The 23516-nt window shown below is 67.1% G+C and carries 14 protein-coding genes; 8 read left to right on the plus strand and 6 right to left on the minus strand.

Annotation, left to right across the window (positions count from 1 at the left end; genetic code table 11):
* The first annotated feature begins 192 nt into the window (after positions 1-192).
* The 4 genes from ACFWFI_RS06420 to ACFWFI_RS06435 all read left to right on the plus strand — a co-directional run bounded on the left by ACFWFI_RS06420 (position 193) and on the right by ACFWFI_RS06435 (position 15546).
* Positions 193-6453, plus strand: a complete 6261-nt coding sequence (locus ACFWFI_RS06420) for a protein kinase domain-containing protein (protein ID WP_387386241.1) — start codon at positions 193-195, stop codon at positions 6451-6453.
* A gap of 36 nt (positions 6454-6489) precedes the next feature.
* Positions 6490-9432, plus strand: coding sequence for a helicase-related protein (locus ACFWFI_RS06425; protein WP_387386211.1), 2943 nt, complete (start codon positions 6490-6492; stop codon positions 9430-9432).
* Positions 9432-13502 (plus strand): Eco57I restriction-modification methylase domain-containing protein, encoded by a 4071-nt coding sequence (locus ACFWFI_RS06430; RefSeq protein WP_387386213.1) that lies wholly within the window; start codon positions 9432-9434, stop codon positions 13500-13502. Before ACFWFI_RS06425 ends, ACFWFI_RS06430 begins: the two co-directional genes overlap by 1 nt.
* A 61-nt stretch (positions 13503-13563) precedes the next feature.
* Complete coding sequence (locus ACFWFI_RS06435) at positions 13564-15546, plus strand: competence protein CoiA family protein (RefSeq protein ID WP_387386215.1); 1983 nt, start codon at positions 13564-13566, stop codon at positions 15544-15546.
* A 49-nt stretch (positions 15547-15595) separates the two neighbouring features.
* On the opposite strand, the gene ACFWFI_RS06440 is transcribed toward ACFWFI_RS06435, so the two are convergent.
* Both ACFWFI_RS06440 and ACFWFI_RS06445 read right to left on the minus strand, forming a co-directional pair.
* A complete protein-coding gene (locus ACFWFI_RS06440) occupies positions 15596-15784 on the minus strand; it encodes a DUF397 domain-containing protein (protein WP_387386216.1) in 189 nt (62 codons plus the stop codon).
* On the minus strand, positions 15781-16644 hold the full coding sequence (locus ACFWFI_RS06445; protein ID WP_387386218.1) for a helix-turn-helix domain-containing protein: 864 nt from the start codon (positions 16642-16644) through the stop codon (positions 15781-15783). Before ACFWFI_RS06445 ends, ACFWFI_RS06440 begins: the two co-directional genes overlap by 4 nt.
* 159 nt (positions 16645-16803) lie before the next feature.
* Between ACFWFI_RS06445 and ACFWFI_RS06450 the strand changes: the two genes are divergently transcribed.
* Positions 16804-17241: an ATP-binding protein gene (locus tag ACFWFI_RS06450; RefSeq protein ID WP_387386220.1), complete on the plus strand. Its 438-nt coding sequence runs from the start codon at positions 16804-16806 to the stop codon at positions 17239-17241.
* 121 nt (positions 17242-17362) lie between these two features.
* On the opposite strand, the gene ACFWFI_RS06455 is transcribed toward ACFWFI_RS06450, so the two are convergent.
* The 3 genes from ACFWFI_RS06455 to ACFWFI_RS06465 form a co-directional block, all read right to left on the minus strand.
* Positions 17363-18586: a hypothetical protein gene (locus ACFWFI_RS06455; RefSeq protein ID WP_387386222.1), complete on the minus strand. Its 1224-nt coding sequence runs from the start codon at positions 18584-18586 to the stop codon at positions 17363-17365.
* Positions 18579-18797 carry a hypothetical protein gene (locus tag ACFWFI_RS06460; protein ID WP_387386225.1) on the minus strand — a complete coding sequence of 73 codons (219 nt, stop codon included), beginning with the start codon at positions 18795-18797 and terminating at the stop codon, positions 18579-18581. The genes ACFWFI_RS06455 and ACFWFI_RS06460 overlap by 8 nt, the downstream gene beginning before the upstream one ends.
* 295 nt (positions 18798-19092) lie before the next feature.
* On the minus strand, positions 19093-19473 hold the full coding sequence (locus ACFWFI_RS06465) for a hypothetical protein (protein WP_387386227.1): 381 nt from the start codon (positions 19471-19473) through the stop codon (positions 19093-19095).
* Positions 19474-19617: 144 nt separating this feature from the next.
* Here ACFWFI_RS06465 and ACFWFI_RS06470 point away from each other — a divergent pair, with 144 nt between their 5' ends.
* A complete protein-coding gene (locus tag ACFWFI_RS06470; protein ID WP_387386228.1) occupies positions 19618-20097 on the plus strand; it encodes a hypothetical protein in 480 nt (159 codons plus the stop codon).
* Between the two features lie 3 nt (positions 20098-20100).
* A complete protein-coding gene (locus ACFWFI_RS06475) occupies positions 20101-20715 on the plus strand; it encodes a hypothetical protein (protein ID WP_387386231.1) in 615 nt (204 codons plus the stop codon).
* Positions 20716-20942: 227 nt separating this feature from the next.
* Here ACFWFI_RS06475 and ACFWFI_RS06480 read toward each other — a convergent pair whose 3' ends face one another.
* Positions 20943-21287, minus strand: coding sequence for a hypothetical protein (locus ACFWFI_RS06480; RefSeq protein ID WP_387386234.1), 345 nt, complete (start codon positions 21285-21287; stop codon positions 20943-20945).
* Between the two features lie 227 nt (positions 21288-21514).
* Between ACFWFI_RS06480 and ACFWFI_RS06485 the strand changes: the two genes are divergently transcribed.
* Positions 21515-23516 (plus strand): AAA family ATPase (locus tag ACFWFI_RS06485; RefSeq protein ID WP_387386236.1); only part of this gene is annotated, 2002 nt, incomplete at its 3' end.

Consider the following 23516-nt stretch of genomic DNA (forward strand, 5'->3'; position numbering starts at 1 on the left):
GAATCCTGATTCTCGTGTACGCTTTCGGGGGCCGACTGCACCCTCCACCACAGCGACGGAGAAGGGGCCGGTCGGCATGGGGAGTCGTGTGCCCTGACCGGGGCCGCGCGGGAGTGCGCAGGAGGAGTGCCAGTGAGTCTGGAGACGGTCGCGGGACGGTTCCGACTTCGGGGGGCCATCGACTCCGGAAACATGGGCGAGGTGCACCGGGCCGAGGATCTTCAGGAATCCGACGGTGCGGCCGGCCGGCTGGTCGCCGTCAAGCTGATCCTGCGTCACCGGTCCGGGGCGGTCGTTGACACGCGGGCAGATGCGAAGGCCGTGGCGCGATTCGCCCGAGAGGTGCGGATCATGCGTCGGCTCCAGGACGTGAACCTCACCCGGATCATCGACGGTGGTGTGGACGAGGCGCAGGGAGGCCGGCCCTACCTCGCGATGGAGCTCCTCGACGGTGACACCCTCGGAGACCTCATCGACGAGGAGAGTCAGCTCCCCGTTTCATGGGTGGCGGCGATCGGCGCCCAGATCGCGAGCGGTCTGTCCGCCGCGCACAGCGCTGAGGTCATCCACCGCGATCTCAAGCCGCGCAATGTGATGCTGACGCGCGGCGGCGTGGTCAAGGTCCTCGACTTCGGCATGGGTCGGATCGCCGACGACCCTGACGAAGCGCGACTGACCAGCACCGGTGTGGCTGTGGGTACGGTCCGCTACATGGCACCGGAGCAGTTCAAGGTCGGCCTCGTCACGCCGGCCGCCGACCTCTATGCGCTGGGTTGCGTGCTGTACGAAATGCTCACGGGTGTCCCCCCGTTCGTCGGTGAGGGGGCGTACGAGCTCATGGAGAAGCACGTCAACGACTCGCCGACCCCGCTCCGTCTGATTCGCCAGGAGGTGCCGCAGGAGCTGGCGCGCTTGGTCGACCGTCTCCTGGCAAAGAATCCGGCCGACCGCCCCGCGGACGCCGCAGCTGTACGCGATGCTCTCCTCCCGCTCGCCGGTTCCGGCGACGACGAGGCGCAGCAGCTCCCGACGTGGGCCGCGCTCGACCCGGTGCGAGGACTCCGGTCGCTCCGAGCTGCTGAGCCGTCCCGACCCGCACAGGCTGAGGTCGCCCGGCTCGCCGACGATTCCCTCCGGAGCTCTCCCGCTCCCGGTATGGATGTCTTCGGTGTCCACCGCACGCTCATCAGGGACTACCACTCCTTCACCAAGGGCGGCACGGTCATCCGCGACGGACGTATCAATGCGTACGTCGAGGACGACCTGAAGGCCAAGTCGCAGTGGCCCGACCCGTGGCTCTCCTTGAACCCGTTCTTCGCGGGCGGCGGCACCGTTGTGGAACTGGCCGGCCAGGGGGTGCTCCACGAGCAGTGCGCCCGCATCTTCCAGGCGAAGAAGACCGAGGGTGGAACAGAATGCGACGGTCGTCCGCTGACCCTGCATCAGCATCAGCGGGAGGCCGTCGAGGCCGCCCGGTCCGGCGCCTCGTACGTGTTGACCACCGGCACCGGCTCCGGTAAGTCGCTCGCCTACATCGTTCCCATCGTGGACAAGGTCCTCAAGGAGCGCGAGGCAGCAGGACCCAAGGCAGAGAAGCGGGTCCGCGCGATCATCGTCTATCCGATGAACGCCCTGGCCAACAGTCAGCTCAAGGAGCTGGAGAAGTACCTCCGAGACGGCTACGGCGAAGGGCATGAGCCCGTCACCTTTGCCCGCTACACCGGCCAGGAGGACGACGCGCGCCGCAAGGAGATCCGCGACAACCCGCCGGACATCCTTCTCACCAACTACGTGATGCTCGAGCTGATGCTCACGCGTCCCGCGGACCGCGCCAGCCTCATCAAGATGGCCCGGAATCTGGAGTTCCTGGTCTTCGACGAGCTGCACACCTACCGGGGCCGCCAGGGCGCCGACGTCGCCCTTCTCATCCGCCGGGTCCGCGAAGCCTGCCAGGCCGCCGAGCTCCAGTGCATCGGCACATCGGCGACCATGTCGACGGAAGGCACCCTCGACGACCAGAAGAAGGTCGTCGCAGACGTCGCTTCCACCCTCTTCGGTACGAAGGTGCGTCCCCAGCACGTCATCGGCGAGACCCTGGTCCGCGCCACCGACCCGTCCCCCGACACCGTTCCTGCCGAGCGCCTCAAGTCCACTGCCGCGCCCCGCGCGTACACCGAACTGGTCCGCGATCCGCTCGCGCGTTGGATCGAGACCCGCTTCGGCCTTGCCACGGACGAGGAGACCGGCCGACTGATCCGGCAGCAGCCCGCCAAGATCGAGATCGCGGCGAAGGAACTCGCCGAGCAGTACGGCGTCGACGAGGACGCGTGCGTCGACGCGATCCGGGCCACCCTGGAGACCGGCTCACAGGCCCTCCACCCCGTCACCGACCGCCCCCTGTTCGCGTTCCGGTTGCACCAGTTCCTCTCCAAGGGCGACACCGTCTACGTCACCCTGGAGGACAAGGCGTCCCGCGAGCTCACCCGCTCCTACCAGGTCGAACAACCGGGCAGCGGCGGCAAGTTGCTGATGCCGTTGGCGTTCTGCCGCGAGTGCGGCCAGGAGTACGTGACGGTCTGGCGCGACGAGAAGAACGGCGACGTACGGTACGAAGCCCGCCGCGACACCTCCGCCACCGGCGGCCGGCAGGGCGACGGCTATCTCTACATCGACCACGACCGTCCGTGGCCCGCCAATCCGCAGTACGCCGTCGACGACCGCAGGCTCCCCGAGTCCTGGCTGGAACTGGACGACAAGGGGCAGGAGGTCATCAAGAAGACCTACCGCGAACGGGTGCCGCGCGCGATCACGGTCGATGCCTTCGGCTACGAGGGCCGGGGCGAATTGACGGCCGCGTTTATCCCCTCACCGTTCCTCTTCTGCCTGCACTGCGGCGTGGCGTACGAGCAGACGCGCGGCAAGGACTTCGCGAAGCTGGCCACCCTCGACCAGGAGGGCCGCTCCTCGGCGACTTCGTTGATCTCGGCCTCGGTGGTCCGCTCGCTGAAGTCGGTGCCCGAGAAGTCCCTCGACAAGGAGGCGCGCAAGCTCCTCACCTTCGTCGACAACCGGCAGGACGCCTCCCTCCAGGCAGGCCACTTCAACGACTTCGTCCAGATCACCCAGCTCCGCGGCGCCCTCTACCGGGCCGCCGTGGCGGCAGGTGAGGACGGCGTACGCCACGAGGAGCTGGCCTCCTGCGTGGCCAACGCGATCGCGCTCGAGCCGGTCGACTACACGGGTGAGACCGAGCTTCCGCCGGGGCTCGCGCGAAGCGCGGCCAAGACCCTCCGCGACGTGATCGCCTTCCGGCTCTACCTGGACCTGGAGCGCGGCTGGCGGATCACGATGCCCAACCTGGAACAGACCGGGCTCCTGGAGATCGACTACGAGGACCTGACCTGGGTCGCGGACAAGCAGGACCGGTGGGCAGGCAGCCACGAGGCCCTGCGCGACGCCGACCCCGCTCTGCGCGCCGAGGTCATGAAGGCACTGCTCAACGAGATGCGGCGGGCCCTCGCCATCGACGTGTCCTACTTCAGGGACGACTTCGACGCCCTCCAGCGGGCCAGCGAGGAACGCCTGATCGACCCGTGGGTGCTCTCCGCCGCGGACAAGGCGAAGGTCGGCACCGCCTACCCGACCCCCTCCCGCCCCGGCCTGGACCGCACCGCGCTGTTCCTGTCGGCGGGCGGCAAGTTCGGCAAGTACCTCAAGCGCACGGACAATGCCTTCCACAAGCTCCCCAAGGACGATCTCCAGCTGGTCATCGAGGAGCTCCTGAAGGTCCTCGCCAAGGCCGGCCTGGTGAAGGAGGTAGCCGAGGCCCAGCAGCGCGGCGGCCGCTTCCGCAGGCCGTCCGGCCCGGTCGTGACCGGATACCGGGTGGCGGCACAGTCCCTCATCTGGCGTGCGGGCAAGGGGGAGAGGGGGGCCCACGACCCGCTGACCCGCACCTACCCGAGCGGTGACGGCCCTCGCGTCAACACGTTCTTCCGCGACCTCTACCAGAACGCGGCAGTCGAGCTGGCCGGTCTGTTCGCCCGCGAGCACACCGCGCAGGTGTCCCCGGAGGACCGGGAGCAGCGCGAAGAGGCCTTCCGCAAGGCCGAGCTGAAGCTGCTGTACTGCTCGCCGACGATGGAGCTTGGCGTGGACATCTCCTCGCTCAACGCCGTGATGATGCGCAACGTCCCGCCCACCCCGGCGAACTACGCGCAGCGCTCCGGCCGCGCCGGCCGCAGCGGCCAGCCCGCACTCGTCACCACGTACTGCGCGACGGGTAACAGCCACGACCAGTACTACTTCCGGCGCTCCGAGCGCATGGTTGCCGGGGCCGTCGCCCCGCCCCGCCTCGACCTCGCCAACGAGGACCTGGTCCTCTCCCACCTCCAGGGCATCTGGATCGCCGAAGCCGGCCTGAAGCTGGGCCGCGCCATCCCCGAGGTCCTCGACGTCTCGTACGCGGAGACCGGCGACCGCCCCACTCCCGCGCTGGACCTGCAGCCGGAGATTCTCGCCGCGTCCCTCGACGTCGACGCCCAGCGCCGTACGGTCGACGCCTCCCTGCGCGTCCTGGCCCCGCTGCTGCCGCAGTTCGTGGAGACCACCTGGTGGCACGACGACTGGATCCAGGACCGGGTCCGCACGGTGCCCGAGCGGTTCGACCGTGCCTTCGACCGGTGGCGCCAGCTGTTCAAGGCCGCGCTCGACGACCAGTACATCCAGAACAAGCGCCGCCTCGACTACAGCCTCACCGAGGGCGACCGCATCCGTGCCAACGCCCGCCGTCGTGAGGCCGAGACACAGCTCAACCTGCTGATGAACGAGAGCGCCGACAGCAAGTCCGTCCTCTCCGACTTCAACCCCTACCGCTACCTCGCCTCCGAGGGCTTCCTGCCCGGCTACTCTTTCCCGCGCCTCCCGCTGGCCGCGTACATCCCGAAGGTCGGGGGCCGCCGCGACGGCGATTACCTCCAGCGCCCCCGCTTCCTCGCCATCCGCGAGTTCGGCCCCGGCGCGCTGATCTACCACGAGGGCGCTCGCTACCAGGTCACCCGCATCCAGATCCCGCCGGACGCCTCCGGCGAACTCGCCACCACCGAGGCCCGCCGCTGCGCAGGCTGCGGGTACCACCACGACCCGAAGCTGCGCGCCGACCGCTGCGAGATGTGCGACGAACCGCTGGGCTCGGCGACGTACGGGCTGCTGCACCTGCACACCGTGTACACCACACGCCGTGAGCGGATCTCCTCCGACGAGGAGGAGCGCCGCCGCGCGGGCTTCAAGCTGGAGACCTCCTACCGCTTCCAGGACCACGGCACCCGTAAGGGCCGCCAGGACGCGAAGGTCTCCGACGCCGCAGGCGAGCAGATCGCGGGACTGGCGTACGGCGACTCGGCTACGGTCCGCATCACCAACACCGGACGGGTGCGGGCCAAGAAGGACGACCCCGACGGCTACTGGCTGGACCTCGCCGACGGCCGTTGGATGAACGATCGCGACGCCGCCGACGCCTCCGGTGACTCGACGGAGATGCCGGTCATCGACTCCGACGGCAACGAGAAGCGCCGCAAGAAGCGCGTCATCCCCTACGTCGAGGACCGCCGCAATATCGTCGTCGTCACCCTCGACGAACCGCTGCACGAGCCGGTGGCCCTGTCCGTCATGTACGCCATGGAGCGCGGCATCGAGGCGGCGTTCGAACTGGAGGACTCCGAGCTCAGCAGCGAACTCCTTCCGCCGGACGACGGTCCCCGCAACCGCATCCTGTTTACCGAGGCCGCGGAAGGCGGCGCGGGCGTTCTGCGCCGCCTCCAGGCAGAGCCCGACGCTCTGGCGAAAGCCGCACGCAAGGCACTGGAGATCTGCCACTTCGACCAGGACGGCAACGACACCGGCGGCCCGCACCCGGACCGCCCGTGCGCACGCGGCTGCTACGAGTGCCTCCTGACGTACGGCAACCAGGGCTTCCACACCGACATCGATCGACACACGGCACGCGAACTGCTGCTGCGCCTCGCCTCGGCGACAGCGAAGCGCGAAGGCCGCGGCGAGTCGCGGACGGAGCAGTTCAAGCGGTTGCTGGAGCAGGCCTCCAACGCACAGACCCGCACCGAGGCCGCGGTGGAAGCGGCGGTGGTGGAAGCCGTTGCCGTGGCCCAGGAGGATCTCCTCACCTGGCTCAAGGCAAAGGGCCTCAACCTCCCCGACGACGGGGAGACACTGATCACCGAGGCGAACGCACAGGCGGACTACGTGTACCGGCTGCCCAACGTCAACCTCGCCGTCTTCGTCGACCTGCCCGGCATCGAATCGACGGCCCTGCGCGACGAGGACGCGGAGGAACGGCTGCTCGACGCCCGCTGGGACGTCATCCGCTTCCCGCACGACGCCGACTGGAACGAGATCGCCGCAGCACACGCCGGCTACTTCGGCACCGCAGCCAACTGACCGCTCACCGCTCACCGCGAGGACTTGAACACTCACATGGCACTCACATACTCCGCCGGTTCCCTGGTGACGGCCCGTGGCCGCGAATGGGTGGTGCTCCCCGAGAGCGCCACCGACATGCTTGTCCTGCGTCCCCTCGGCGGCTCCGACGACGACATCGCCGCTGTCTTCCCGGCCTTCGAAGACGTCAAGGGCGCCGAATTCGCCGCCCCCGAACCCTCCGACCTCGGCGACCAGCGCGCCGCCGGCCTGCTCCGCACCGCGCTGCGCATCGGCTTCCGCTCCGGCGCCGGCCCGTTCCGCTCCCTCGCCGGCATCGCGGTCGAGCCCCGCGCCTACCAGCTCGTACCGCTGCTGATGGCACTGCGCCAGCAGACCGTACGCATGCTGATCTCCGACGACGTCGGCATCGGCAAAACTGTCGAGGCAGGCCTCATCGCAAGCGAACTGCTCGCCCAGGGCGAGGCGACGGGCCTCGCAGTCCTGTGCTCGCCCGCACTGGCCGAGCAGTGGCAGGGGGAGCTGCGCAGCAAGTTCGGCATCGACGCGGAGCTCGTCCTCTCCTCCACGGTCTCCCGCCTGGAGCGCGGCCTTGACCTCGGCCAGTCCCTCTTCGACAAGTACCCGCACGTCATCGTCTCCACGGACTTCATCAAGTCCACCCGCCACCGCGACGACTTCGTGAAGCACTGCCCCGATCTTGTCATCGTCGACGAGGCACACACCTGTGTCGCCGCCGACGACACCTCCACCTCCTCGCAGAACCAGCTCCGCTATGAGCTGCTGCGCCGCGTCTCCGAGGACATGAGCCGCCACCTGCTCCTGGTGACGGCGACCCCGCACAGCGGAAAGGAGTCCGCGTTCCGCAACCTCCTCAGCCTGGTCAAGCCTGAGCTGGCGACGGTGAACCTGGACTCGGAGTCGGGCCGAAAGCTCCTCGCCCAGCACTTCGTGGCACGCAAGCGGGCCGACGTACGCCAGTACCTCACGACGGACGACGGCCTCGCCGACGACAGCCTCGCGGAGAAGACCGCGTTTCCGTCGGACCGCTTCTTCAAGGACGAGACGTACAAGCTGTCCCCGGCCTACCGCGCCCTCCTGGACGACGCCATCGCCTACGCGAGCGAGCGCGTGGAGGAAGCCGGCTCCCAGGGCAAGCGCGAGGCCCGCATCGCCTGGTGGTCGGCGATCGCCCTGCTGCGCTCCCTCGTCTCCTCCCCGCGCGCCGCCGCCCAGACCCTCACCACCCGCTCGGCCGCCGCGATCGCCTCCTCCGCGGAGGAGGCCGACAAGTTGGGCGCCCCGCTGAACTCCGACTCGGCGGACAGCGACGCCTTGGAGGGCCTGGACGTCGCCCCCGGTGCCGAGACGCCTGACAACGCGGGCGCGCGCCTGGCGGAACTGGCGGCCCGCGCGAGGGAGCTGGAGGGAGTCCAGGACGACCTCAAGCTCAAGGCGCTCATCAAGCACCTGAAGGCGCTGCTCGCCGACGGCTACAACCCGATCGTGTTCTGCCGCTACATCCCGACGGCGGAGTACGTCGCCGAGGCGCTGAAGGGCAAGGGCGGCGTGCGGGCGACCGTCGGTGCTGTCACCGGCACGCTCTCCCCGCAGCAGCGCATCCAGCGCATCGACGAACTGGCGGCGGAGGCGGGGGACAACCCGGCCGCCCGCCGTGTCCTGGTCGCCACCGACTGTCTCTCCGAGGGCGTCAACCTCCAGCACTACTTCGACGCCGTCATCCACTACGACCTGGCCTGGAACCCCACACGCCACGACCAGCGCGAGGGCCGTGTCGACCGCTATGGCCAGAAGCGCGACGAAGTCCGCATCATCACCCTGTACGGCGCGGACAACGGCATCGACGGCAAGGTCCTCGAAGTCCTCATCAAGAAGTACCGCCAGATCCGCAAGGACCTCGGCATCTCCGTCTCCATCCCCGACGAGACCTCGGCGGGCGTCACCGACGCCATCGTCGAATGGCTGCTCATGCGGGGCCAGCGGGGGGAGCAGGAGGGCCTGTTCGCGGCCGACGAGGTGATGGACACCAAGGCCGCCCAGCTGGAGAAGGACTGGAACTCGGCGGCCGAGCGGGAGAAGGCTTCCCGCTCACGGTTCGCCCAGCGCTCGATCCACCCCGAGGAGGTCGCCCGGGAGGTCGGCGCGGTCCGCGAGGCACTGGGCAGCGCCGGCGAGATCCGCACCTTCGTACGCGAGTCCCTGGGTGCGCTGAGCGGTGTCCTGCGGGACGCGGGTGAAGGCGACTCGGGCGGTTCAGGCGGCGACTTCACCGTCCAGGTGGGCGGCACCCCGGCCGGCCTACGGGACGCGCTGGCGCCCGTGGTCGGCTCGGAGATCATTGAGAAGGACCACCCGATCCCCTTCCGCGCCGACCCGGCGGTCGCACGCGGCGAGGCGGCCCTGGTCCGCACCGACCCGGTCGTTGGTGCCCTGGCCGCGCACGTCCTGAACGCGGCCCTGGACACCCAGGCCGAGGGCGCCCGCCCGGCCCGCCGCTGCGGCGTCGTCACGACGGACGCGGTCACCACCCGCACGACACTGCTCCTGGTCCGCTACCGCTTCCACCTCACGCTGCCGTCGCGCAGCGGCGAGAAGCAGCTGGTCGCGGAGGACGCGAGGCTCCTGGCTTTCCGCGGCTCCCCGAAGAACGCGGAGTGGCTGACGCAGGAGGAGGCGCTGACCCTGCTCGACGCAACGGCCACGGGCAACACGGACCCGCACTTCGGCGAGCGGACGATGACCCGCATCCTGGGTCAACTCCCCGAGACGACCACCCACCTGGAGTCGTACGGCGACGAACTCGCGGCCGACCTCGACGCCTCGCACCGCCGGGTGCGCGCCGCTTCCGGCGAGATCGTCCGTGGTCTGTCCGTCACGGCCCAGAAGCCCGCCGACATACTCGGCGCCTATGTCTACCTGCCCGACGCCTCTGCCTCTGCCGCTGGAGAGTCCGCCTGATGTCTGCCACTACCCGCAACCAGGTCTTCTCTGCCGTCCAGACGGTGGGCGCACTTCTCCCCTCGGACATGCTGGTCCGCATCAGCGAGGGCAAGGACGCCCCGGGCTCCAAGCCGGCCGACTACGGCCTCCCGTCCTCCCGCTCGGTCCGTGACGAGGCCGAACGCAGCTGGGAGTACCTGAAGCCGCTGTGGCGCGAGCTCCGCAAGCGCCTCCCGGAGGACCCCACGACGGGCGCCCCCGCCACCGACCCGACGGGCCTCGCCGCGGGGGAGTGGCTGGCCCCGCTCTGGCGCGAACTGGGCTTCGGCCCGCTGACGCCTGTGGGCCCGGAGGGCATCGCGGCCGACTCCGACAGCGAGAAGAAGTTCCGGGTCTCCCACCGTTGGAACCACGCCCTGATCCACCAGACGGCGTGGAACGCCGAGCTGGACAAACGACCGGCCGGCGCGGGCACGGTCCCGCCGCAGTCGATGCTCCAGGAGTGCCTGAACCGCACGGACGCCCACCTGTGGGGCGTGCTGACGAACGGCCGTCAGGTGCGGCTGCTGCGCGACTCCAGTGCACTGGCCACGGCGTCGTACGTGGAGTTCGACCTGGAGTCGATCTTCAACGGCGAACTGTTCAGCGAGTTCGTGCTGCTGTACCGGCTGCTGCATGTGTCGCGGTTCGCGGTGGAGGAGGGCACGTCGGCTTCGGGGTGCTGGCTGGAGAAGTGGCGCACGGAGGCGATCGCCTCGGGGACGCGGGCTCTGGACCAACTCCGCAAGGGAGTTCAGGAAGCCATCACCACGCTCGGCACGGGCTTCCTGCGCCACCCGGCGAACGCCGCCCTGCGCGAGGACACCGACGCCAAGGCCCTGCACAACGCCCTGCTGCGCCTGGTCTACCGCCTCCTCTTCATCTTCGTCGCAGAGGACCGTGACGCGCTGCTGAAGCCGGACGCGAGCGAGCAGGAACGGACACGATACGAGACCTACTTCTCGTCGGCCCGACTCCGCGCCCATGCGCGGAAGCGCCGCGGCACCTCCCACGGCGACCTCTACCAGGCGCTGGGCATCGTCCTCGACGCACTCGGCGACGAGAACGGCCGCCCGGAGCTGGGCCTGCCGGGACTCGGCGGCATCTTCGACGCCACGGACACCGACGCCCCGTTGCAGGGTCTGTCCCTGTCGAACGAGCACCTGCTGACGGCGGTCCGACACCTCTCCCAGGTTCGGGACGCGGGCACGCGCCGCTGGCGCACGGTCGACTACCGGCACTTGGGGGCCGAGGAGTTGGGCTCGATCTACGAGTCCCTGCTCGAACTCGTCCCGCAGCACAGCGCGGTCGACCGGACCTTCGAGCTGGTTGAGCTGGCCGGCAACACCCGCAAGACGACCGGCTCCTACTACACCCCATCCTCGCTGATCGAGTGCTTGCTCGACACCACCCTTGACCCGGTCCTGGACGATGCCGTCAAGCGGGGCGAAGAGGCCGCCGCGACGGCGGGTGAGCCCGACCCGGCGGACGCGATTGTCGGCGAGTTGCTGTCGCTGACCGTGTGCGATCCAGCCTGCGGTTCAGGCCACTTCCTGGTGGCGGCGGCGCGGCGCATCGCCAAGCGGGTCGCGGCGGTACGGGAACACAACCCGGAACCGACGCTGGGCGCGGTCCGGCACGCCCTGCACGAGGTCGTGGCCCGCTGCATCTACGGCGTGGACCTAAACCCGATGGCGGTGGAGCTGGCCAAGGTGTCGTTGTGGCTGGAGGCTTTGGAGCCGGGGAAGCCGCTGGGGTTTTTGGATGCGCACGTTAAGCACGGGAACGCGCTGATCGGGGCGACGCCGAGCCTGCTGCGGGGCGGGATTCCGGATGATGCGTTTATCGCCACGGAAGGCGACGACAAGAAACACGCCAAGTCCCTGGAGAAGATCAACGCCGATGAGCGGCGCGGCCAGTTCAGCCTCTTCGATATCGAAGACGATGGCGTGAAGGTCGCCAACACGGCCCTCGCCTCCGGTATGCGCCGAATCACAGCCGCCCCCTCCGGTAACCTGCGCGCGGTGCGCGGCCAGGCGGCGGCCTACGCCAATTGGGAGAAATCCACCGAGTACGTGACCGCCCTGCACATGGCGGACGCCTGGTGTGCGGCGTTTATGTGGCTCAAGACGCCAGAGACTCCCAGAGCGGTGACTCAGGGCCTCTTCCGCTCGCTGGAGGATCCGAATGCTTCGAGTGCGTCGAAGGCCACGCATGACGAGATCGTGCGCCTTCGGGAGCAGTACCGCTTCTTCCACTGGCACCTGGCGTTCCCCGAGGTGTTCACGGTCCCGGAGGGAGACGAGATGGTAAGGGTAGACGATGCGACGGGCTGGGCGGGCGGTTTCGACTGCGTTCTGGGGAACCCGCCATGGGATAGCGTGGAACTGAAGGAGCAGGAGTTCTTTGCGCAGCGCGTGCCGGCTATTGCGGCGGCCCCCAGGGCGTCGGCGCGCAAAGAGCTAATTGTGAGACTCCAGCATGATCCGGGCACTCGGTCATTGTTCGATGAGTTCGAAGTGGCAAGGCGTAAAAGCTATGCAGAGAGCCATTTTCTTCGCCGGTCTGGTCGTGCCCCGCTCACTGGACAAGGAAACCTCAACACATACTCGGTTTTTACGGAGACGGATCGAATGTTGTTGGGCGTGCGAGGGCGGGTTGGTATTGTTGTCCCAACCGGCATTGCAACGGACGCGCGAACGCAGTATTTCTTCAAGGATCTTGTGTTGAAGAGGGAAATTGCCGCGCTCTACGACTTTGAAAATGCAGCGCCTGTTTTCCCTGACGTTCACCGCTCGTTCAAGTTTAGTATCCTTTCTCTGGTAGGGTGCGCTCTGCCAGAACAGGCTGCACGGTTCGCGTTCTTTCTGCGCGACGCCGCGGAACTAGATAACCCAGACCGCGCGTTTACCCTCGACTCTGAGGAGATCACTCTCCTCAATCCTAATACGGGAACTTGTTCAATTTTTCGGTCCCGCCGTGACTACGAAATCACCCTGGGCATCTACCGTCGTGTTCCAGTCTTCATCAGAGATCTCGATTCGTCTGGTAATCCGTGGGGCATTTCCTTCCTGCAGGGCTTGTTCCACATGGCCCATGAGTCGGGACTGTTCCATTCTGGAGATGAGTTGAGTGCTGCCGGTTGGGATCTTTTTGGGAATAGATTCAGTAGGGAGGGCAGTGAGATGCTCCCTCTTTACGAAGCGAAGATGGTCGACTTCTACAACCACAGAGCGGCAGATGTGGTCAAGAGCGCCACGGCAGTGAAGCGGCAGAACCAGCCGCGCTACCTCTCAGTAGACGAGTTGAGGAACCCAGAGCGGTGCGCCGTACCATTGCACTGGGTTGATAGCCGAGAAGTTTCGTCGAAGCTGGAAGCAGCTAGTTGGGATCGGGACTGGCTGCTCGGGTGGTGTGACGTGACCAGTGCCACTAATGAGCGCACTGCAATTCACGCGTTCCTGCCTCGCTCTGCAGTTGGGCATACTTATCTACTCATGCTGCCCTCTCTCTCCGCCGAGTTGATCGCCACTCTCTGTGCGAGCCAGTCATCGTTTGTGTACGACTACGTAAGCCGCCAGAAAATTGGTAACGCGCACATGACGCTGACTGTTCTGAAACAGCTTGCCGTGCTCTCCCCGGAACGTCTATCCGTTCATTCTTCATTTGTGATCCCGCGAATTCTAGAACTCACTTTTACCGCATGGGACATGGCGCCACTTGCTGGCGACATCGGCGACATCGGTACCCCGTTTGTCTGGAATGAGGGTCGCCGTTTTGTCATACGAGCCGAGTTGGACGCACTGTTCTTTCACCTCTACGGAATCAACCGTGGCGACGTCGACTACATTCTCGATACATTTTCTATTGTCAAGCGTAAGGACGAGGCCAAGTACGACACCTACCGCACCAAGGACCTCATCCTTGCCGAGTACGACCGCATGGCCGCGGCCGGCCTCACCTTGGAGAACCCTCTCGTCGACGGCGAGAACTACACCTCCACCCTCACCCCGCCCCCCGGCCACGGCTCCCGACACCCAGACGCCTGATCGGTCGACCCTGTACGCATGAGCCCTTGTCGCCAGCGCCTCGCACCCACGGAGCCCACGCATGCCGGTTATCGATTCCTTTCCGGATGGAGAGGACACTCGCAAGGTTCAGACGGCCGTCGTAGGTGGGGCGGAAGCCGACTGGCCTGTCTTCCTGCCGTACGACCACGATGGATTCGACCGGTTCATGCACGGTCGAGGACGGGATGACTTCTACTGCGGGACCCTGCTCGGCGGTTGCGGAAAGATCCTGACTGTACGTCGGAGCGAGCGAAAGAAGTGCCACTTCGCACACCGGCCGCCCGTGCACTGCCGCCGCACGGCGGTCGGTGAGGACAGCGCCGACCACCTTTACATCGGACAGGCGCTGCGGAGGTGGCTCCAGAAGCAGAGCCATCAGTCGGTGTCGGTGAATTACCTCGACCACGGATTCGGACCTGGGGGTGCGGTCGAGGTTCGTTTCGGGGCTCCGCGCCGAATGATCAGAGTGCAAATGGGTCGCCTCGCTCTGCGCGACTGGCAGAACGAGCGTGCCCCAGCTCACGTCGGAGGGGCGGCAGTAGTCCACTGGGCGTACGGTCCAGGCAGTGGGCTCGCGCACAACGAGGCGCGCGAGCACGGCCATGCCATCCGTTTTGAGTGCCGCACGGTGGATGACATGCGGGAGGTGTACGTCGGTACGCAGATGACGGACCACTCCGTCGAGTGGGTGCCACTGGCTGAGGCACACCTGGATGCCACCGGGATCGTCACGCCGCAGCTCGCTGAGCAGGACGGCGAGCGAGCTGAGGCTGAGCCGCAAGCCCTCGTGGCGTTCCCGTTGCTCCCGGGATCCATTGCATTTACCGGGGGAATCGAAGTGACGGCTCAGGGCGACGAGAGTCGCCTCTACGATGCCGACGTACAGCCGAGAGGGTCTGTGCTGATCCGGGCTCGGATCTCGCTACCCCGAGGGGCGGCACAACCGCAGCCGCATCGCATCCACGTCATCGACGGTATTGCCCACCTGAGTACGCTTCCCATACCGAGCGAAGCTGATGCGAGTTGGCTCGTCATTCACACTGACGGGTGCTCACCGCTCGCGGAAAGCAGGGATCCGCGGTGGCCGGACCTGAAGCCTCCGGAACAAGTGCCGGAGCCCCCTGCGGCGGTGGAGGTGGCCACACCGGCACTCGCCCCTGGACCACACGTTGACGCGCGAGCGACGCGTGAGGTGTCCATAGTTCAGGCCTTCCGTGCAAAGTTGACTCAGATCGCGCATGCGCGGGGCGTCATCAACTGGGAGAAACTTGCTCCCCATGCTGGCGCGGCTCCTGGCGACTTCAGTCCTGCGGATCGCGTCAGGCTCCTTGTTGCTGTGGACTATCCGCGCGCGGCCAACAAGCCCATTTTGTCCTCCCTAGTGAAAATGCAAGGGGATGCAATCGGTGCCCCGCGCTTCTTCGCGGACATCCTTGCGGAGCTCGGTAGGGATGATGCGAGTGAGGATGGGACGCTTGAGGAGGTCCATGAGCGCGAGGTGCGCAGGGCCTACGCGCTGGTACGTGGCGAGACCACGGACGTAGTCGTACAAAGTCTGAGGGCGCAGGAGGAGCGTCGGCTCACGGCGAGGAAGGCTGTTCCCGTACCCCGTACACCCGCCACGGTCGGCAACAAGGCCGGTGGCCGCGCGACGATCCGAGGCTACAACCACAAGGCTGTGGTGAGGGCTGTTCGGAAGGCGTTGATCGACGCTGCTGAGCACCAGCGGTGCGTGGGCTGGCAGTTTCTCGCCGCTGCCGCAGGACACGACCCCGATGACCTCACGGTGAACGACCGAATTTGGATCCTTGTCGGTGTGGACCGCGCCGACTCGCCCTCAGGCGTTCTGTTGTCGTCACTCGTCATTGGTCCGGGCCACACGCCGGTGCCGTATCTCGACAAGGTTCTGAAGCAACTCGGCAGGCCACATGGTCTGCGTCCCATCGAACTGGGAGCGTTGAGAAAGGCGGAGCAGACCCGAGCGTTCGCCGCACACGGTGGCAATCCGGCGCCCGAATCCTGACGCTGTGTTGTACAAGGGGCCGGAAGCCATTGCTCCGGCCCCTGCGCATTCAGACGCCTGCGGCATACCGCACGAACTGCGCCCAGCCGTCACGGCCGACAGCGAAGTCCGGACGAGTCGCATCTTTGGAGTCCCGTACGTGGACGGCTTGTTGGCCGACTGCGACCTCTACGCAGCTGTCGCCTTGGGTGCCGCTGTAGCTGGACTTGAACCAGGCGAGATCCGTTGTGGTGGTCATAGCTCTCCTCGCAGTCTCTCCAGTAGGCCCCGCGATTCCTTGGGGTTCAGGGCCTGCGAGCGCAGTGTGTCATAGCGCTGATGGAGGAGGCTCACCTCTTTCGGGTCGGTGATCAGCCGCCCGTTCTGTTGCCCCTCGGAGTACCCGAGCCGCCGCCCCTCCGGGGTCTCCAGCAACTGCACCGGTCCATCCAAGCACGCATGGAATTCGGTCCCCAGCGGCATCACCTGCAGCGTCACATTGCGCGGCGCGCAGAGCTCCAGTACGCGGTCGATCATGTCCCGCCGCACGTCCGCCCCGCCCAACCTTCGACGGATGACAGATTCCTCCACGATGAAGCTGAACGGAACCGTCGGTCGCTCGTACAGCACTTTTTGTCGCTCCAGCCGGGCTGCGAGCTGCGCATCCAGTTGTTCATCCGTCAGTAGCGGAATGCTGTTGTCGAACACCGCCCGCGCGTACGCCTCCGACTGCAACAACCCCGGCACTAGCCGGCACTCGTACGTGCACAGGCTCATCGCTACCTTCTCCAGCCGGGCCCACCGCCTGAACCACGTCGCAAGCCCTGGCTCGCCCCGTGTCAGGTGCCGGGCGGCCTTCCGCAGCGCACCCGTGTTGCCCAGGGCCTCCTCCGCGCGCTCCACGAACGCCTCGTCCGGCATTCGGCGCCCCAACTCGACTGACTCCACCGTGTGTTTGGAGAACCGGACCTGCGCCCCGAAGTCCACCCGGCTGAGGCCCGCGTGTTCGCGCAGCGCCTGGACGACAGCACCGAACGTCCGCAGACTGTCCGATGGATCGGGTTCCCGCTCCGACTCCTCCGCCCTCGCATCGGAATCCTTCTCGACGATCTCCGTCACGCCGCCACCTCCACGTACATCCGCGGCGCTCCCCGCGGTCCGGGCCCACTCAGCGTGACGGCGCACAGGCGTACTGTCCACTCCAAGTGCCCGTACGGTGACTTTGCGTACGTGGTGTGGCTCTCGCGGACCCGTGCGCGGAGCCGTCACCGTAGCCACGTGAACCAAACCACTACGCAACTGCACTCCACCGCATACGTGTTCAGTCAACTGCTTTCGTCCACCAGGCGCGGCGCGCGTCTCGCCCGCCTCCTGACGGTCACCGAGCTCCGATCCTGGGGCGTCGAACCGCAGCTCACAGAGCGCGCCGAGTTGATCGTCGCCGAGCTCGCCGCCAACGCCGTGTTCCATGGATACGTGAGGGGGCGTGACTTCAGGCTCGGTCTCATGCAGGGGAGTACGACCAGCCCTGTTCGTGTCGAGGTCACCGATGCACGTGGTGACCGGCTGCCCGCCCTGGGGCGGGTACTCGACGGTGAAGGTGACGGGGGAAGGGGGCTGCACATCGTTGCCGCACTTGCCGACCGCTGGGGCGCGGCACCGTACCCGCCGAGCGCCAAGACCGTCTGGGCGGAGTGCGGCACGGGAAGGACATGAAGATGTCCCTGATGGGCCGCCGGATCATGCGATGCCCCGCCGAGCCGGCTGACCCCCGCCACGTACGTCGAACAGGGCCGGCGCATCGCACCAGGTCTGCGCGTGGCAACGACTTCGGGACTCAGACGGTCGACTTGATGGTCCTGTCCGCGTACCTCAGCGTCTCGTCGATGGCCTTGTCCAAGTCGCGCAAGTCGTCGGGCGTTGCCGTGAGAAGAGCGGGGACGTTGATGAGGCTCGTGGCGAGGAAGCATCCTGCCACGGTGAGGAACTCCTTGTACCGTTCCTGACCCTCGTGCCCGAGCGATTCCCAGTCCCGGGGCTCCGGCGGCAGACCCGCCCTCCACTTCTCAAGAGCGTGGGTGCCGTGGACTTCGACGTACTCCATGGTGGCCGTGGCGCGATCCAGCACGTCGATCATCGCGTCGAAGCCTTGCTGTGACTGATCCAAAGCCGCTTCCGCAGCCTCGACCTCGGTTCGGAGACGTTCCTCCTCCTTCTTGTTCCGGCGCTGCCTCAAGATGTAGAAGCCGGCGGCCGCCAGCGCTGCCGCTGGGGCGGCGACCATGCCGGTGAGCAGGAGGATTCCACCCGCCATGCCCGCGCCGCCCGCGGCCAGCGTGCCTCCTCCCAGGAGGGCCAGAGCCGCGTTGGTCGCAGCCACCCCGGACAGCGTCGAGATAGCCGCTCCGGTGGAGGCGGTACCGAACAACGCGGCGGCGGTGAACGCACCGTAGGCTGCGGCGCCGCCCACTGCCACCCCGGCTGCGCCTCCAGTGGCGGCACCGCGGATCGCGTTGGCGATTCCGGCGGACATGGCCTCGATACGTATTGCCGCAGGGGCCTCCTCAGTGCTCTCGGCCTCCTCCTCTCTCAGCCTCTCTGGTTCGGGTGCCCCGCTGATGCTCTCGGCCAGCTCCACGAACCTCATGAAGAACTCGTCGCGGACGACATCATGGACGCGGTTGAAGGCTTCCCCGTATTCTTGGGTGATCTTCGACCGCTCGGCCGCTTTCTCGTTGATCTCGGCGTGACGTCTTTTCGTCTCCGCGACTTGGTCGCGCAACTTCACCGGCCTCTGGCCCCGCTGACGAGCGAGAGACGTGGTTCGGTCCTCCGCCTCCTGCTTGAGCTGCGCAGGTGTGAGTTGGAGCGCGAGGGCGATAGCGGCCAGACGGTGCTCTCCCGGGCTGATGAGCCCGCCCTCGATCCGGGAGATCGAAACCGCGCCACCCTTCCCGTAGTCGGCCCGCTTAGCCAACTCATCCTGCGTCACCGACGGATTCTGGGCCTGGCGGCGCTCGCGGATCACGAGGCCCATCGCTTCTGCGCTGAAATCATTCATTGGTTGCGGTTCCCTTGGTCAGAGGGCTGTGGCGACGCCAGGAGGACTGAACCTCTCGTGCCAGCGCAGTACCGGAGCGGAAAGTCTGGACACTGTCCTCCGCGAACTGCTTGGCCGCCTTGATGACGGCCGGGTCACGACGGACGTCGTCGGCGGTCTGGATGTTCTGGGCTGCCGTGAGGGTCAGGTGGGCGAGGTTGAGACGGGGCATGGCAATAGACCTTTCGTCGCGCTGGAGCCTGCGCGCAAGCAACATAGCGTCACTTAGTGTTTGAGGTACGCACTATGGCGATACTCGCTGCATTCGTGACGCGCTCGGTCTCCGTGACCGCCTGAGCGCGAAGCGCTTCGCAGGTGCATTGCTGGGTGTTCCTCGTCGCGGCCTACTCCGAGGCGCGGGCTGCAAGTGCAGGGACGCCTACACCGAGATCGTGTGGGCGAAAAGCCCCTGCTCGCACGCGTGATCAGGCTCGGGCAGCCATTCTGCAGCCGCATCGGCCGAAGGCTCAGATCCCCTCGAATCGCGGACCCCAGGTCAGCCGGATACCGACTGCCTGGGCGAGTGAAGCCCACCGGCCGTCCGCCGGCTTCTTCTCCAGGACCAGGACGGGCCGTATCGAATGGCCGGAGCCACGGTGTCGGAGTTGCTGCGCGTAGTCGAGTACTTGGCCGATACCCAGGCGGACTTGTTGATCCTGGCTCGTCCCCGTCAGGCTCTTGACCTCGGCGATGAACAACTCGGTTCCGACTGCCCAGCCCGCGTCGAATTTCGGGCTGTTCCTCGCATAGGTGTGAACCTTGATTTCGCGGCTGGCCAGGTGCGCGATGAGTGCGCCGACGGTCGACTCATGGGCCGCTGTCGCCTTGTCGAGGGAGCTGAGATCCACGGCCAACTCCTCTCTGTCGTGCCGGCCGACCTGTCGTGTTCGCAGGGGAGCCCCGAGGACGTCGTAGCGCGCCTGCGGAGGCACCAGTACAGGGCTGGTGCCGCGAGGAGGGCGCCGCAGCTTCAGGCAAGGTGCGGGGAAGCCGTGGATCAGGTCGCCGAAACCCTTGCTGTCCACGAGATGAACATGGTTTCCGTGTTGGCGCTCGTGCTCGGCACCCAGAAGGGTGTCGCTGTAGTTCCGCCCGGCGTCGGACACGATCTTGGTGCTGAGGTCGCCGTGGACAACGAGGCTGATCTTGGCGGAGAAGTCGGCTTTGCTCTGCGCGCCTCGCTGTCTGGCCTTCGCGTCGCATTTCGTCCGGACTATCCACTCGCCGTCTACGACGATCTTCCCGGTGAAGCAGAGCGTCTGCTCCTTGAGGCCATAGACCCAACCGTCACATGCCCGACTCACCACGTGCCGCCTCCAGATGCCGTCTCGTTCCAGTCTGTCGTGCCGAGGGCGGCTCAGCGGCGGAATCGTGGAAGACATGGCTTTCCCGCGACGGTGATTCAGGAGAGCCAACTGCTGTTGAGCAAGGACGCGGCTATCGACAACGGGGGAAGGCGCCCGCCATCATGAGCCGTGACCGAGAAGGAAGCCGTCTCCGAACTCGCCGCCCACGTGCAGGCCGTTCTGGGCGACGGCCCGTTCCTGCCAGCAGCCGGATGGCACCACATGGGTGCCGTGATCTGCGACGCGATCATCCAGCAGGCCAGGCACTACGAACGATGGGTCCGGCCGCGTGTAGAGGGCTTGCAGAGCACTTGGCCCGACGCGGACACGGTGATTCGCTTTCGCGCGCGCTTGGTCGACGCAGATCTCGGCGCGGTCCTCCGCACCAAGCACCAGAGGAAGCTCGCTGCCATTGGCGCGGTCGCGGATCTTCTCGCCGCGAGCGGCGTGGATACGCGTGACGACCTACACACGTGGCTGAAGCAGGACAACAATCGCTCCGCACTCCTCGCGATACACGGCGTCGGCCTCAAGACGGTCGACTATCTGGGCTCCCTGGTCGGCGGCTCACACGTGGCCGTGGACGTGCACCTGCGCACGTTCGCTCGGGAAGCCGGTCTCGGAGTGACCGCCTATCTCGACCTGCGCCATGTCTACGAGGAGACCGCAGACCGACTCGGGCACGATCGCGGGGCGCTGGAACATGCGGTGTGGAGCCACATGTCCAACCGTCCGAAACCTTGATTCGCAGCACTGCCACTACCGTCCAGGCGCCGGCAGTGAAGGCTTTTACCGCAACGGCCACGCGCACTGTCTGTGCGCCCCTCCGAAGCTGAGAGCCTCACACGGCTGCGCCGATCCGTGGCGTTGTATGGATTGCGGCTGGTGTCAGCACGTGGCACCGCCACCACCGGAGCGGCCCCATGCGGACCGAGCGCATCGCTGCTTGCTCAGATCCCCCCGCCACATGCTCAGGGCAGCCTCGTCAGGTCGCGGAGGGGGCGCGGCAGGAGCGGGCAGAGGCCGTCGGGGAGGGCGGCGGGCGGTCCGGGGCGGCCGCATTCGGCGCATTCGAGCATCAGACGGCGGGCGGGGCTCTCGGTTGCGGCGGAGGCAGCTGTGCGGGGGAGTTGGGGCGGGAGTTTGTCGGTGAGGCGGCGGCGTACGGGGCCGATGGGTGAGCCGATCTGGGCGGGGAGTCCGGACGTGAGGGCCTGGGTGAGGTAGTCGGCGTCCACGCCGCGTGCGAACCACTCGGCGGCCAGGCGGCTCCCCCCGGTGAGGACCTCCTTCTGCCGTTCGTTCATGTCGATCAAGGCCGTTCCCCTTCGCTCGGAGTCTCAACCTACGAGTGTTCGTCCGGGGGGTCGCGAGTCGAAGAGCTACATGGTCCGGGGCGGCTACGTGTGTACACGTATTCGATTCCAGCCTTCCATAAAGCATGTTGACAGCGCTAACAGGTTCATACATTCTGACTCATGTAACGGGGCGTCAAGGTGTGTGCCCCGTCCTTCCGTTGACGTTCCAGGCAAGGAGCACACCCATGACCGACACGCATGTGGCCGCAGAAGCCGAGGTCCGGTCCGACGGTGCGTCGGTTTCCCTGCGTGATCTGCTCCTCAGCCGCCTGTCCGACTCGGGGTTGACCATTGAGGCTCAGGAGCTTGCCCGCGCGTGGTTGCCCACCGAGCAGAGGACGAGGATCGAGGGCGGGGCGGGTCCGGTGTTTCTGAGTTCTATCTCCGCCACCGGATGGCGGGGCATCGGCCCCGTGACCACGCTCGAACTGAGTCCGGAGCCCGGGCTGACGGTGATCGCGGGCCGCAACGGCTCCGGCAAGTCGAGCTTTGCCGAAGCCGCCGAGATGGCTTTGACGGGCGACAACCGCCGCTGGCAGGGACGAACCAAGGTCTGGACTGAGGGCTGGCGCAACCTTCACGACCGGTCCGCCCCGCAGGTCTCCGTCGCACTCTCCATCGGCGACGGCAGCGTTCCGGCCACCGTGCGACGGACCTGGCAGGGGGAACGGCTCGAAGACGCCCGTACCGTCGCTGAGCGCTCCGATGCTTCCGACGCCGAGCTGCATGAACTCATCGACACCGAAAAGCTGGCGCTCTACCGGCCGTTCCTCCCCTACAGCGAACTCGGGGCGATGATCAACGGGAAGCAGACCGAGCTGCACGACGCGCTCGCCCAGATCCTCGGCCTGGAGGAGCTCGCCGATACGGTCAAGGCGGCGAAGGCCCACACCAAACAGCTGGTCGACACGGTCGCGGATGCTACCGAGCTCTCAGGCATCGTCGTGCGGGAGCTGTTGGAGCTTGACGACCCCCGGGCAGTCCGTGCCGTAGCTGCGCTGAGTGGGCGGGAGCCGGACCTCGACGGCGTACGTGCGCTGCTCAGCGACCACCAGGCCACCGACGACAACGCCCTTGCCCGACTGCGTCGACTGGCCGGCCTGACAGCGCCCGACCGCGATGCGGTCGGCGCTGCCGTCACGCGACTGCGCGACGCCGCAGCTACTGCGGAGGACGCCCGGTTCGGTGCCGCGGAGGATGCTCGCCAGCTCATCGCGCTCCTGGAGAGTGCGCTGGAGCACCGACGGCGCCACCCGGACTCCACCGATTGCCCGCTCTGCGGCAGCGCGAGCCGACTTGACGAGGCGTGGGCCGACGATGCCTGGGTGCAGATCGCACGGCTCCAGCGGGAGGCCACGGAGGCGCAGGCCGCGCAGGACGGGCTCGCTGCCGCCGTCCGAGCCGTCCACGATCTCGTGCAGCCGGTACCCAGCCGCCTTCAGGCCGACGAGCCTGCCCTGGCCTCCGTGTGGCGAGACTGGGCCGCGTGCCGGGTCGTGAGCGAGCCCCGAGAGCTGGCGGGCAGGGCAGAGTCGGCTGAGGCCGTACTCGGCGACGCCTGCCACCAGGTGCGTGAGGACGCCACGAAACTGCTCGCCGACCAGGACGGCCGTTGGCAGGTCATGGCTGGAAGGCTCACACAGTGGCTGCGGCAGGCGGAGGCCGCAGCGTCGGCGAAACCCCGCGTCAAGCTGGCCAAGGCCATCTGCCTCTGGCTCAGGAAGATGACCGACGAGCTGCACGACGTGCGCCTGAAGCCCCTCGCCGGCCAATCGCAAACAGTTTGGAAGCTCCTGTGTGAACGGAGCAACGTGTCGCTGGGATCCATCAGCCTGACGGGTGCCGCCGCTGCGCGAAAGGTCCGTCTCGATGTGTCCGTGGACTCCACGGAGACGTCCGCGTTCAGTGTCATGAGCCAGGGCGAACTGCACTCTCTCGCGTTGTCCTTGTTCATTCCCCGCGCCACCCACCCGGACAGTCCCTTCAAGTTCCTGGTGATCGACGACCCGGTCCAGTCCATGGACCCCGAGAAGGTGGACGGGCTGGCCCGCGTCCTGGACCTCTACGCCCGGGACCGGCAGGTGATCGTCTTCACCCACGACACCCGTCTCCGGCAGGCGATCCGTCACCTGCGGATCCCGGCGACGATCATGGAGGTTTCCCGGCAGACCGACTCGGTAGTCGCCG

It is taken from the genome of Streptomyces sp. NPDC060209 (assembly GCF_042728155.1).
GTDB lineage: Bacteria > Actinomycetota > Actinomycetes > Streptomycetales > Streptomycetaceae > Streptomyces.

Coding starts and splice junctions, on each gene's coding strand:
- ACFWFI_RS06455 (WP_387386222.1), bottom strand. CDS start 18,586: ATGAATGATTTCAGCGCAGAAGCGATGGGCCTCGTGATCCGCGAGCGC.
- ACFWFI_RS06435 (WP_387386215.1), top strand. CDS start 13,564: ATGCCGGTTATCGATTCCTTTCCGGATGGAGAGGACACTCGCAAGGTT.
- ACFWFI_RS06460 (WP_387386225.1), bottom strand. CDS start 18,797: ATGCCCCGTCTCAACCTCGCCCACCTGACCCTCACGGCAGCCCAGAAC.
- ACFWFI_RS06430 (WP_387386213.1), top strand. CDS start 9,432: ATGTCTGCCACTACCCGCAACCAGGTCTTCTCTGCCGTCCAGACGGTG.
- ACFWFI_RS06420 (WP_387386241.1), top strand. CDS start 193: ATGGGCGAGGTGCACCGGGCCGAGGATCTTCAGGAATCCGACGGTGCG.
- ACFWFI_RS06425 (WP_387386211.1), top strand. CDS start 6,490: ATGGCACTCACATACTCCGCCGGTTCCCTGGTGACGGCCCGTGGCCGC.
- ACFWFI_RS06440 (WP_387386216.1), bottom strand. CDS start 15,784: ATGACCACCACAACGGATCTCGCCTGGTTCAAGTCCAGCTACAGCGGC.